The sequence below is a fragment of the Actinomadura darangshiensis genome (assembly GCF_004349235.1).
Classification (GTDB): domain Bacteria; phylum Actinomycetota; class Actinomycetes; order Streptosporangiales; family Streptosporangiaceae; genus Spirillospora; species Spirillospora darangshiensis.
On sequence record NZ_SMKY01000285.1, the window covers coordinates 1 to 11,550 of the forward strand.

The 11,550-nt window shown below is 69.7% G+C and carries 16 protein-coding genes; 6 read left to right on the plus strand and 10 right to left on the minus strand.

The features are described from left to right. On the minus strand, positions 1–405 hold a 405-nt coding region (locus E1293_RS37885), incomplete at its 3' end, for a helix-turn-helix domain-containing protein (protein ID WP_207939330.1). 134 nt (positions 406–539) lie between these two features. Here E1293_RS37885 and E1293_RS37890 point away from each other — a divergent pair. From E1293_RS37890 to E1293_RS37905, 4 genes are all read left to right on the plus strand, one after another. Beyond that, the gene (locus tag E1293_RS37890) at positions 540–1,064 is read left to right on the plus strand and encodes a DUF2231 domain-containing protein (protein ID WP_132203448.1); all 525 of its coding nucleotides are present in this window, start codon (positions 540–542) and stop codon (positions 1,062–1,064) included. After that, positions 1,061–1,489: a hypothetical protein gene (locus E1293_RS37895; protein WP_132203449.1), complete on the plus strand. Its 429-nt coding sequence runs from the start codon at positions 1,061–1,063 to the stop codon at positions 1,487–1,489. The genes E1293_RS37890 and E1293_RS37895 overlap by 4 nt, the downstream gene beginning before the upstream one ends. A 73-nt stretch (positions 1,490–1,562) precedes the next feature. After that, positions 1,563–2,168 (plus strand): DUF2975 domain-containing protein, encoded by a 606-nt coding sequence (locus E1293_RS37900; protein WP_132203450.1) that lies wholly within the window; start codon positions 1,563–1,565, stop codon positions 2,166–2,168. Further along, positions 2,168–2,446, plus strand: a complete 279-nt coding sequence (locus E1293_RS37905; protein WP_132203451.1) for a helix-turn-helix domain-containing protein — start codon at positions 2,168–2,170, stop codon at positions 2,444–2,446. The genes E1293_RS37900 and E1293_RS37905 overlap by 1 nt, the downstream gene beginning before the upstream one ends. A 16-nt stretch (positions 2,447–2,462) precedes the next feature. Here the strand turns inward: E1293_RS37905 and E1293_RS37910 are convergent, their stop codons facing one another. From E1293_RS37910 to E1293_RS37950, 9 genes are all read right to left on the minus strand, one after another. Then, the gene (locus E1293_RS37910; RefSeq protein ID WP_132203452.1) at positions 2,463–2,738 is read right to left on the minus strand and encodes a YciI family protein; all 276 of its coding nucleotides are present in this window, start codon (positions 2,736–2,738) and stop codon (positions 2,463–2,465) included. A gap of 64 nt (positions 2,739–2,802) precedes the next feature. Beyond that, positions 2,803–3,648, minus strand: a complete 846-nt coding sequence (locus E1293_RS37915; RefSeq protein WP_132203453.1) for a fumarylacetoacetate hydrolase family protein — start codon at positions 3,646–3,648, stop codon at positions 2,803–2,805. 23 nt (positions 3,649–3,671) lie between these two features. Continuing rightward, positions 3,672–4,613 (minus strand): amidohydrolase family protein, encoded by a 942-nt coding sequence (locus E1293_RS37920; RefSeq protein ID WP_132203454.1) that lies wholly within the window; start codon positions 4,611–4,613, stop codon positions 3,672–3,674. Continuing rightward, positions 4,606–5,784: a vWA domain-containing protein gene (locus E1293_RS37925; protein ID WP_132203455.1), complete on the minus strand. Its 1,179-nt coding sequence runs from the start codon at positions 5,782–5,784 to the stop codon at positions 4,606–4,608. Before E1293_RS37925 ends, E1293_RS37920 begins: the two co-directional genes overlap by 8 nt. Beyond that, the gene (locus E1293_RS37930; protein WP_132203456.1) at positions 5,771–6,637 is read right to left on the minus strand and encodes an AAA family ATPase; all 867 of its coding nucleotides are present in this window, start codon (positions 6,635–6,637) and stop codon (positions 5,771–5,773) included. The genes E1293_RS37925 and E1293_RS37930 overlap by 14 nt, the downstream gene beginning before the upstream one ends. Continuing rightward, a complete protein-coding gene (locus E1293_RS50325; protein ID WP_132203457.1) occupies positions 6,637–7,653 on the minus strand; it encodes a xanthine dehydrogenase family protein molybdopterin-binding subunit in 1,017 nt (338 codons plus the stop codon). The genes E1293_RS37930 and E1293_RS50325 overlap by 1 nt, the downstream gene beginning before the upstream one ends. Continuing rightward, positions 7,650–9,035 (minus strand): xanthine dehydrogenase family protein molybdopterin-binding subunit, encoded by a 1,386-nt coding sequence (locus tag E1293_RS50330; RefSeq protein ID WP_132203458.1) that lies wholly within the window; start codon positions 9,033–9,035, stop codon positions 7,650–7,652. The genes E1293_RS50325 and E1293_RS50330 overlap by 4 nt, the downstream gene beginning before the upstream one ends. Further along, the gene (locus E1293_RS37945) at positions 9,035–9,526 is read right to left on the minus strand and encodes a (2Fe-2S)-binding protein (protein ID WP_132203459.1); all 492 of its coding nucleotides are present in this window, start codon (positions 9,524–9,526) and stop codon (positions 9,035–9,037) included. The genes E1293_RS50330 and E1293_RS37945 overlap by 1 nt, the downstream gene beginning before the upstream one ends. A 12-nt stretch (positions 9,527–9,538) precedes the next feature. Continuing rightward, positions 9,539–10,396, minus strand: coding sequence for an FAD binding domain-containing protein (locus E1293_RS37950; protein ID WP_132203460.1), 858 nt, complete (start codon positions 10,394–10,396; stop codon positions 9,539–9,541). Between the two features lie 59 nt (positions 10,397–10,455). Between E1293_RS37950 and E1293_RS37955 the strand changes: the two genes are divergently transcribed. Then, positions 10,456–11,136, plus strand: coding sequence for a GntR family transcriptional regulator (locus tag E1293_RS37955; protein WP_132203461.1), 681 nt, complete (start codon positions 10,456–10,458; stop codon positions 11,134–11,136). Between the two features lie 61 nt (positions 11,137–11,197). Next, positions 11,198–11,550, plus strand: a 353-nt coding sequence (locus E1293_RS48900; RefSeq protein ID WP_207939331.1) for a hypothetical protein, incomplete at its 3' end; no start/stop codon positions are given.

The window sequence follows — 11,550 nt, forward strand, 5'->3', positions numbered from 1 at the left end:
CTCCCCGACCGCGCGCCCGCGCTCCCCGGCGGCCCGCAGCGCCGCGTCCTGCCCGCTCTCCCCCGAGCCCTGCTCCCGGACCGCGTCCAGCAGGATGCTCGCGAGCAGGCCGTGCTCGCGCTGCGGGATGCTGACCCGCACGTCGACGCCGGACGGCTCGTACACCTTCGGTGCCCGCCCCACCCGCCGGACACCCGCCGGGTTCGCGTAGCGGGCGCGCAGCAGCCCCGCGTCCACGAGCTTGTCGAGGTGGAACGCGGCCAGCTTGCGGGAGATGCCGACGCTCGCGGCGGCCTCGTCCCGGGTCACGGGCGCACCGGCCGACCGGATGAACGCGTACATTCCCCGCCGCAGGCCGTCGCTGAGGATCGCCGCGGCCTCCAGCCCGGAGGAGTCTGAGGTCACCCCCTCACCCTAACGCGCGATCTTCAAAACACCGAGAAACTTGTCCGAAATCTGGCAGTCCACCCATCTAGCCACGCCTCATTGACACGCCTCTGCTATAACACCAGTACTTGTTGGTGAAATAGGAGGCCGTCATGGACGATCCGCAGTGGCAGGCGAAACGACCGGTCAGCGCACTCGCCGGCGGCTACGGCCACCCCCTGCACCCCATCCTCGTGACGGTGCCGATCGGGGCGTGGGTGGGCAGCCTCGTGTTCGACGTCGCCTCGCACCTGGTCGCCGACCCGGACGTCCTGGCCGAGGGGTCCCGCTGGCTCATCGGCCTCGGCATCGTCGGCGCACTCGCGGCGGCGGCCGCCGGCTTCCTGGACCTGCTCGCCATCCCGCCAGGCACCCGCGCCTTCCGCACGGCGCTCGTCCACATGTCACTGAACCTCGCCGTGACCCTCGCCTATGTGGGCGGCTTCGGCTGGCGCCTGGGCGAGGTCACCGGCTCCGTGAACGCCGGCCAGCTGGCGCTGTCGGCCGTCTCGCTCGCCGCCCTGGCCGTGTCCGGGTTCCTCGGCGGCAAGCTCGCCTACCGCTACGGCGTCCGCGTCGCCGACGAGACCACCCAAGCCGAGGGATACACGACCACCCACCAAGGAGACCGACCGTGAACTTCGCCGCACTCGTCACCTGGCTCATCACCGCCCTGGGCGGCTTCTACATGCTCGGCACCTGGATCGCCCGGGGCGGAGCACGCGGCGGAACGTCCCGCCTCCCCGTCCCGGTGGTCTTCGGCCACTTCCTGCTCGCCGCCGCGGGCCTGGTCGTCTGGATCATCTACCTGTTCGCCGGCACCGAGGCGCTCGCCTGGACGGCGTTCGGCATCCTGCTGCCCGTCGCCCTGCTCGGCTTCATCATGTTCGCCCGCTGGCTGGCGGTGACCCGCGCCCCGTCCGTCCGCGCCGCCGGCGCCCCCGGCTCCGCCCAGGCGGACACCCCGCCCGAGCACGCCTTCCCCATCCCGGTCGTCCTCGGCCACGGCCTCTTCGCCGTGGCCACCCTGGTGCTGGTCCTCCTCACCGCGCTCCAAAGCTGACCCGGGGACTTGACGGCGGCATATCGTTTATCGTTATTATCGAAAAACGATATGCCGCCCTCAAGGAGCGCCCATGACCCCGGCATCGCGCTGGACCCGGCTCGACAGCCACATCCTGGAACTGGTCATCGGCCTGGGCCTGCTCCTGGTCGGCCTCTTCCAGGCCCTGTTCCCCATCCTCGGCGTGACCGGCCCGATGCCCGCCACGGATACCCGAGACGTCAATCTGAACAACACGTCACAGGTACCGAACCTGACGTCCCACGGAACGACCCTCCGCGGCACCCACCACGCCGAGTTGACGGTAGGGAACCCTGACCTGGGAGACCGCGTACTGCTCGCGGCCCCACAGGTCCTCCAGGCCGCCCTGATCATCGTCGTCCTGTCGCTGCTCCTGCGCATGGCGGCGACCTTCCGCACCGGCGACGTCTTCGTCCCGTCGAACATCCGCCGCCTCTACGGCATAGCGATGGCGCTACTCCTCACGGGCACGGCCGTCCCCGCCCTGGACATGCTCACCACGACCGCGCTCATCAGCGGCACGCCCCTCACCGACGCGGTCGAGTCCAGCTTCACGGTCTCCGCGTCGACCGTCCTGCTGTCCCTCCTGGTCGCCGCCCTGGCCGGCGCGTTCGGCCACGGCACCCGCCTCCGCGCCGACACCGAGGGCCTGGTCTGATGCCCCCGGAGGACCCCCACCAGATCACCGTCCACCTGGACGTCCTCCTGGCCGCCCGAGGCATCACCCTCGTCGAACTGGCCGAACGGGTAGGCGTGACCCCCGTGAACCTCTCCATCCTGAAGAACGGCCGGGCCAAGGCGATCCGCTTCACCACCCTGAGCGCCCTATGCCGGGAACTCGACTGCCAGCCCGCCGACCTGCTGACCCACGAGCCCCCCGAACCCGCCTCGCCCACGCCCGCGCCCCCGCCACCTGTGGGTGCCGGGGGCGTGTGAGCAGGGGAAGAGCGGCCTAGTCCGGGAGCCCGACGGTGATCTTCCACTCCTTCAGCTCTCGGTCCTTCGTCACGTTGTGCCGGGTGTACGGGTCCTGCTCGACCAGTGCCCGCGCCGCCTCAAGGTCGTCGGCGGCGAGGACGATGACGCCTCCGCTCAGGTCGGCGAGCGGCCCGGCGAGGACGAGCGACCCGGCCGCCTGCAGCTTGCCGAGGTGCTCCAGGTGGTCGGGGCGCCGCTCCGCGCGCAGCGGGGTGTCGTTGTAGCCATAGGTCAGGATGAAGTGGGCCATTGGCCTGTCCCTTCGTGTCGGGTTGGTCCCGCGGCCTGCCGGCCCGGGGGGGTTTCCGGATCTGTCAGCCCGCGCTGACCGACTGGCGCTGGCGCCCGAGGCCGTCGATCTCGATCTCGATGACGTCGCCGGCCTTGAGGTAGCGGAAGCGCCCGGAGAGTGCGACGCCCTCGGGGGTGCCCGTGAAGATCAGGTCGCCGGGGCGGAGCGTCATCGTCTGCGACAGGTACCAGACGATGTGATCGACGGAGAAGATCATGTCCTTGGTGCCGGAGTCCTGCCGGGCCTCCCCGTTGACCCAGGACCGGATCCCGAGATCGGCCGGGTCCACCGGGCCGATGACCAGGGCGGGGCCGAGCGGGCCGAACGTCGGGAAGCACTTGCCCTGCGACCATTGGCCGCCGTCCTTCCCGAGCTGCCAGCCGCGCTCGGACACGTCGTTGCCGATCGTGTAGCCGGCGATGACCGCGGACGCGTCGGCGGGAGAGGTGAGCCGGTCGGCCTGTTTCCCGATGACCACCACGAGCTCGGCCTCCCAGTCCGACTGGACACTGTCCGGAGGGAGGACCACGTCGTCGTCGGCGCCGACGAGGCAGCTCGGCTGCTTGAAGAAGAGGATCGGCTCCCGAGGTGGTTCGCTTCCCGACTCTGCGGCGTGGGCCGCGTAGTTCTGGCCGATGCACAGAACGGCGCCCGGCCGCGCGACGGGCACGCCGGCCCGCAGGGCCGCCGCTCCGGGGAGCTCGTGCAGACGCCCGGCCCGGTGGGCATCGCGAACCTTCCCGACCCCGCCATCGGCGAAGAAGTCCGGGGTGATGTCGTCGACGATGGGGCTGAGGTCATAGACCTTTCCGTCCGCTCGCAGCGCCGGCGTCTCGGCGCCGGGCGGCCCCAGTCGGAGGAGTTCCATGCTCGTTCTCTCCTAGCTCGTCTTCAGTTCGTGGCGGTGCGTGGACGGGCGCCGTCGAGGCCGTAGACCCGGCGAGCCGTGCGGGAGAAGACGTCCGACTGCTCCTCGCCGGTTCGGTGGCTCAGCGCGTGCTTCCATGCGGTGGTCAGGTCGGCGGCGGACGTCCACAGCTTCTCGACCGGCAGGTTGGTCCCGAACATGGCCCGGGACGATCCGAACCCGTCGAGCACCTCGTCCGCCACGAAGCGGAGGAGGTCGCCCTCGACCCGGTGGACGAAGGTTCCCTGGCCGGTCAGCTTGACGACGACGTTCGGGCAGGCGGCCAGCTCCCACATGCCGGCCCGCCACTCCGCGACGGTGGCCGGATCGCCATGATCGGTGAGCATCCCGGCGTGCACCAGCACGAACGGCACATCGGGGTTGTCCGCGACGAGCGCCGCCGCGTCGTGCATCTGCCCGGCGAAGACCTGGAGTTCGAACAGCCATCCCAGCTCCAGGAGCGCGGCGATGTTGCGCCGGAAGACCGGGTCCTTCATGCGGTCGGGTCCGTCCGCGAAGCGGAACTCCGGCCGCTCGTGCCAGTGCAGCTGCAGCCGGGTGCCCACGACGAGCGGGCTGAGCTCCTGCTGGGTTCGCATGACGTCGACCGCGTCCTCGGAGAACAGGTCCGCGCAGCCGACCACGGCCATCGGCCAGCCGGTCCGCTCATGCAGCTCCGCGATCCAGCGCACCTCGTCGACGACGCGGTCCATCGGCCAGTTCGGCTGGACGTAGACCGAGGCGCCGATGCCGGCCGAGGCGGCGTCGTCCCGGTACTCCTCGATCAGGTAGTCCCGCTGGATGGGTTCGTAGGGGCCGAAGATCCGCGGAACCATCGGGCCGGACAACCAGGGCATGTCCGCCTTCCGCCAGACATGGTGGTGGGAGTCGACGATGTCTCCCGAGTAGAGCGGGCCGTCAGACATGGGCTTCCCTTCTGGTCCCCGGGGTCCGGGCGAACCCGTCGCGGACCGCGATGAGGGCGGTATCGAGGTCCCGGACCCCGGTGAGCGAGTCGAGCTCGGGGAGGACCAGCGACATCCCGCGGGTCAGCGGCCGGTATCCGGGGTGGCAGGCGAGCGGGGACCACCAGCTCAGCTGATGGCCGAGCCGCGCAAGCCGCCGCGTGGCCGCGGTCATGGCCGTGCAGTCTCCGCGCTCGAGACCGTCCGACAGGACGAGGACCAGCGCTCCTCTGGCCATCGTCACGAAGCGGGCGTTGGCGAGGAACGTCTCCAGGCTGTCGCCGATCATGGTGCCCCCGTCGGCGTCCAGGACCACCTGCGCCAGAGCGGAGAGAGCGGCGTCCACGTCGGGGTCGCGGAGGACGGCGGTCACCCGCGTGAGGCGTGTTCCGAACGTGAACACCTCCGCCCGATCGCACGTGGCGACCACCGAGTGCGCGAACCGCAGATGGTCCGGGCTGTACCGCTTCATCGAGCCGGACACGTCGATGAGGAGCAGGACGCGTCGCTGGCGGGGCGGCCGGCGGCTCCAGTGCAGCCGGACGAACTCGCCCTGCGTGCGCCGGGAGGCGAGGTAGACGGCCCGCAGGTCAAGGCGATGCCGGCGGCCGCCGGGCCGGCGTCGGCGGGACCGGACGGCCGGGACGGCCGCGGGCAGCTCGCGGCGGATCCGGCGCATGGTCTCGTGCGCGGCGGCCCCGGTGGCGGCGAAGCGTCGCACGGCTTCAGGGCTCAGCCGGCTCGCCTCAAGGCCGGATCCCCCAGCGGGGCCGACGACGAGATCTTCGCCTGCGTTCTCTCCGCCGGCGGCCGCCGTCTCGTCGTCCCGGTCCTCCTCGTCCGCCGCCTCTCCGGCGGGTTCGTCGGTCATCACGAGCACGTCCGCCGCCGCGCCGAAGAAGCGCTGGAAGACCGCGTCGTAGACGTGCCGGTCCGCCTCGGCGCTCACGAGGGTCGCGGCGCCCACCCAATAAAGCTGACCGATGGTCGATGGAGCGAGGAGTTCGATGCCCGCCAGGAAGTCGCGTTGCTTGTTGGCGGGGACGCTGACGCCTTGCGCGTGCAACGCGCGCAGGAACATGAACAGGTGGTCCTGGGCGCGCGCGACCAGCCGGGGGTCATTGACCGTCATCGGCGAAGACCTCGCTGGCGTGCGCTGCGATCAGGGCACCGTCTTCCTCGTTCTTCAGCACCAGCCCGAGGGATGCGCGCAGGGCCTCGCCCCAGTCGACGCCCTCGTTCGCGAGGGCGAGCGAGCCTTGCGCCCAGGCGATCGTCTCGGCGATGCCGGGGCGCTTCATCGGCCCCAGCGCACGGATGATGCCGACCGAACGCACAAGCTGCGCCGCGGCCCTGGCGCTGAGCCCCGGGGCGTGGGCCTCCACGATCATCCGCTCGCGCTCGGCTTCGGGGAACGGGATCCAGTGGTAGAGGCAGCGCCGCTTGAGGGCGTCGTGCAGTTCGCGCGTCCGGTTGGACGTGAGCACCACCACCGGCGGCACCGCCGCGGAGACGGTGCCGATCTCGGGGATCGAGATCTGGAAGCCGTCGAGGTACTCCAGGAGGAACGCTTCGAACTCGCTGTCCGCCCGGTCGATCTCGTCGATGAGCAGGACCGCGCCGGCGGCGGACCGCAGCGATCGAAGCAGCGGACGTTCCAGGATGAACTCGGTCGTGTAGAGGTCGCCGGCTGACGTGCCCTCGACCTCGGCGGACCGGAGGCTCAGGAGCTGCTTGGGGTAGTCCCACTCGTACAGCGCCTGGGAGACGTCGATCCCCTCATAGCACTGGAGCCGGATGAACTCGCGTCCCAGGACTTCGGCGAGGACGTGCGCGACCTGGGTCTTGCCGACCCCCGGTTCGCCCTCCAGCAGCAGGGGGCGCCCCAGCCCCATCGCCAGCCGGACCGCGGTCAGCAGGCCCTCGTCCGCGAAGTACCTCCGCTCCTCCAGGTCCCGGTTGAAGGACTCGTGGTCGATCAGCATCAGCCCTGGCCTTCGGCGCGCAGCGCGTCCAGGCCCCGCAGGACCGACTCGGGGGTGAAGGGCATCGTGGTCAGCCGGACGCCGCAGGCATCGAAGATCGCGTTGGCGATCGCCGGAATCGGCGCGTTGGCGGTCATCTCCCCGATGCCCTTGGCACCGAACGGGCCGTTGGGCGCCGGCCGTTCGAGGATCACGCTGGTCTGCGCCGGGATCTCGGCGGGGCCGGGCATGAGGTACTCGCAGAAGTCGACGGGGCCGTGCGCCCGCGAGGCGGGGTAGTAGGGCTCGGTCGACTCGAAGACGGCGTGCGAGACCCCCATCCAGGCGCCGCCCTCGATCTGCTGGCTCACCATCGCGGGGTTGAGCGCCCGGCCGATCTCGTAGGCGTTGTGCAGGGTCAGGACGGTGACCACTCCGGTCTCGTCGTCCACCTCCACCTCGGCCACGGTGCAGGCGTGGGCCTGGCAGGAGTCCGGGTCCATCTCGCCGGTCTCCGGGACGGGGTAGCTCCGCTCCTTGAGGAAGATGCCCCGTCCGGAGATGGTCTTCCCCTGGTCGAAATGCGCCGCCATGGCGACGTCCTGGACGTGGATCTTCGTGTCCGGACTGCCCTTGAGGTGCACGTATCCGGTGCCGTCGGTCTCCAGGTCGCCGGCGTCGACCTCGAGCTCGTCGGCAGCGACCTGGAGCATCACCTCGCGGGCTTCGCGAGCGGCCATGATGACGGCGTTGCCGACGCGATGGGTGCCGCGGCTGGCGAAGGTGCCCATGCAGTGCGGGCCGGTGTCGGTGTCCGCGGTGTCGATGATGACGTTCTCCATCGGGATGCCGAGGGTCTCCGCCGCGCACTGGGCGACGACGGTCTTGAGGCCCTGCCCGAGGTCCACCGACGAGAGGGTGACGACGAAGCCGCCCGTGGTGGTCGCGTGGATGAGGGCCTGGGAGGGGTCCCCGCCCAGGTTCATGCCGGTGGGGTAGTTGACGGAGGCGTATCCGCGGCCGTGGAGGAGGGTCATGATCGGGCTTCTCCCGGGGTGGACGAGGACAGGGCCAGGTACTCCTCGGGCAGGTCGTGCCCGACGAGGGCGGCCGCCCGCTGGATCACCTCGATGAGGGCGGTGCCGGAGGCGACCTTGCGGTGCGCCTTCATGTCCCCGTCGCGGTAGGCGTTGATGAGCCGGAACCGCAGCGGATCGATGTCGAGTGCGCGGGCGATCCGGTCCATCTGGGACTCGATGGCGAAGTCGGCGATGGTGACGCCGAATCCGCGCATCGCGCTCGACGGCGTCCGGTTGGTGTAGACGCAGTGGCAGTCCGCGTAGACGTTCGGGATCGTGTAGGGCCCGGGCAGATGTGCCGCTGCCTTCGTCGTTCCGTACGGTGAGTGGCGGGAGTAGGCGCCGGCATCGACATAGAGCATGATCTTGCGCGCGACGATGCGGCCGTCGTCCAGGACGCCGTCCTTGATGTAGATGCGCTCCGCCGCTCGCGGCGACGAGACCTGCATCTCCTCCTCGCGCGTGTAGACGAACTTGACGGGCCTGTTGGTGAGCGCGGCCGCGATGCAGGCCAGCGGTTCCACCATGACGTCGACCTTGCCGCCGAAGCCGCCGCCGACCGTCCCGCCCTTGACCCGGAGGTCGGTGAACGGGCGGTCGAGGATCAGGGCCGTGTTGTCAAGCGTGAAGAACGCGGCCTGGGTGTTGGTGTGGATGATGAGCCTGCCGTCCGCCTGCGGAACGACGACGCAGCCGGTGGTCTCCGTGGGCGCGTGCTCGATCGGCGCCGAACTGTAGCGCCATTCGAAGATGCGGTCGGCCTGGGCGAAGCCCTCCTCGACATCGCCGAAGCGGATGCGCCGGGCGTGGTGGCCCTCGTAGACGAAGAAGTTCGTGCCGGCCTGCTTGATGACCGGCGCGTCCGGGGACATGGCCTCTTCGACGTCGAAGACGGCCGGCAGCGCGGTGTAGCCGACCTTCACCCGGGCGGCGCCTTCGATCGCGGCGGCCTCGGAGTCGGCCACAACGGCCACGATGGGTTCTCCCGCGTAGAGGACGCGGTCTTCGGCCAGCACGGGCTCGTCATTGGGCTCGATCCCGATGAGCCGCAGCACCGTGTACCAGTTGGCCGGGACGTCCTTGTAAGTGATGACGCGAAGCACTCCCGGCACCTTCGACGCCTCGGAGATGTCAACGCTGTCGATGCGGGCGTGATGGTACGCGGACCGGTGGATCTTGACATGCGCGAGGTCCGGGAAGGTCCGGTCCTCGAAGAACTCCGTCCGGCCGGTCACGTGCCCCAGCGCGTCGGAGCGCGGAACCGTGGTTCCGATGACGTTGAAGCCGGACGTCCGCTCGCTCTTGAAGAACTCCCCGTCGATCGGGTTGACGCGCGCCATCAGACCCGCGCCTCCGCACTGGCCCGCCGGGTCGCCGCGGCGTCCCGGATGGCGCTGACGATCGGTTCGTAGCCGGTGCAGCGGCAGACGTTCCCGCTGATCGCCTCGTTGATCTCGTCGTCCGTCGGGTCCGGATTCCGCTCCAGCAGCGCCTCCGCCGACATGATCATCCCTGGTGTGCAGAACCCGCACTGGGTGGCGAAGCCATCGACGAACGCCCGCTGGACGTCGCTGAGCGTCCGCCCGTCCGCAAGACCTTCGACCGTCCCGACCTCGGCACCGTCGACGGCGACGGCCGGAACCAGACACGACACCACGGGATCTCCGTCGAGAAGGACGGTGCACGATCCGCACGCCCCTTGCGCGCAGCCGCGCTTGGCGCCCATCAGGCCGAGGTGCTCGCGCAGCGCGAGGAGCAGGGTCGTCTCGGGCTTGGCCATCAGCGCCTTGTCCACACCGTTGACCTTCAGATTCACGATCTTGACCGTCATGGCGGCTCCGCTTCAGTGGCCGAGCAGTGCCCGGCGGAGGTGGACGGGGAAGACTCTGGTGCGGTACCAGGCGGACGCGTAGGCGTCGTCCATCGGCGCGATCTCACCGAGGCCGGCCTCGGCCGCCGCCTGCACGGTCGCCGCGGTCAGCGGTTCGCCAAGCAGGGCCGCCTCCACAGCCTTCGCCCGCTGGGCCCTGGGGCCGACACCCCCAAGACCGACGACGATGCGGGTGACGACCCCCTCCGTGACCGTGATGGTGGCCGCGACCGTGACGATGGACGCGGAGTTGAAGCGCCGCCGAGCGGCCTTCACATACTTGAAGTCGCCCGGCGCGGGCAGTTCGAAAGCAACATCGGTGACCAACCCAACGGAAGCCTCACCCGCGACGAGGTCCTCCACGGAAACCTCACGCGTCCCGGTCTGATCGGCAACGGAGACCCGTGCGCCCAGGGCGATAAGAGCGACCGCGAGATCACCATGCGGCTGACGGGCGAACAGGTTCCCCCCGACCGTCGCGAGGTTCCGCACCGGAACCGAGGCGATCGACCGCACGACGGGCCAGAGGACGCCGAGCGACGCGTCCCGCTCCACCTGCGAGAGGGTCGTCGCCGCCCCCAGCCTCGCCGTCGTCCCGGAGACCTGGACGGTCCCGAGCCCCACGCGGCGCAGGCATACGAGCTCGGTCGGCGGCGAAGCGTGGTCGTTGAGCCAGGGCATCAGGCCGGTACCGCCCGCCATGACCTTCGCGCCCGAGGCCATCAGGCTCAGGGCGGCGGTCACGTCGTCGGGCACATGAACCTCGGTCAGCATGCGCACCCCTTTATCGATATCGATAATCACCGTAAGACGTCTCACTATGCTGGTCAACAGCACATCTGCCAGCCGTCGACCGGGATGGCCGCGAGGACGCAATTGGAGGACGGTGCGTGACCACCGAAGCACGAGGCGGCAACACCCCCGCGCCTCGTCAGCCGAAGCCGCTTCTGAGCGCGAACATCCGGGACGGCCTGGTGGAGCTCATCGTGTCGGGCCGGCTCAAGAGCGGTGAGCGCCTCGTCGAGACCAAGATCGCCGCGGACTTCGGGACGAGCCAGGCGCCCGTCCGCGAAGCACTCCGGGAGCTCGAAGGACTGGGCCTCATCAAGAGCTCGCCCCGCCGGGGCCGGCACGTGCTGCCGTTCGTCGAGCAGACGATCCGCGAGGCGTACGTCGTCCGAGCCGCACTGGAGGAGGCCGCGACACGGCTGGCCCTGCTCAACGGCCGGCTGCCCCTAGACGCCATGCACGGTGACGTCGAAGACATGTACCGCTGCGCGGAAGTAGAGGACGTCCGGGCCATGGGCCTGGCCAGCACAAGGTTCCACCGCCGCGTCGTGGTAGCCAGCAACAACTTCCTCCTGGAACGCGCCTGGGAGGGCTTGCAAATCGAGGCGAGAACGGCCATCGCCCTAGTAGTGACCGACTCCGACCTAACCCACGTCGCCGACGAGCACAAGGAATTGCTGCAGGTCCTAGAACAAGGAGACCTGGAAGCAGCCTGCATGCACACGCGCAAGCACCAATGGGCCTACGCAGACCTCCCCCACGACATGCACGGCGCAGGCTGAACCCGAAGTAGCCACAGGCCCAGACCAGTCACCGCCACCACCGGACACGGCGACCGCAACCGTGGGGCGCAACGACCCCAGCCACCACACCAGCCCCGCAACAAGGCCAAGCGTCGCGATTGCGAGCGAAGCCAGGTTCGAGCGAAGCAAGAACCTGATCGACGAGAGAGCCGCTAGGCGACCCGAGTCGATGCAGCAATCGCACTTTTGTTTTTGGTTCGGCGCCCCCAAGGCGCCGAACCAAAAACAAAAAAAAGAAATACAGCAGGCACCTCTCCGGATGAGGTGCCTGCTGTGGCGGGGTTCGGACGAACCGGGCCTTGCGGTCCGGGTCAAGGCTTCGCCCAGAGCCCCGGGCTTTCTTTTTTTGTTAGAGCAAGGCGGTCATGAGGTGCCGGCGATCACTTCCGTTTC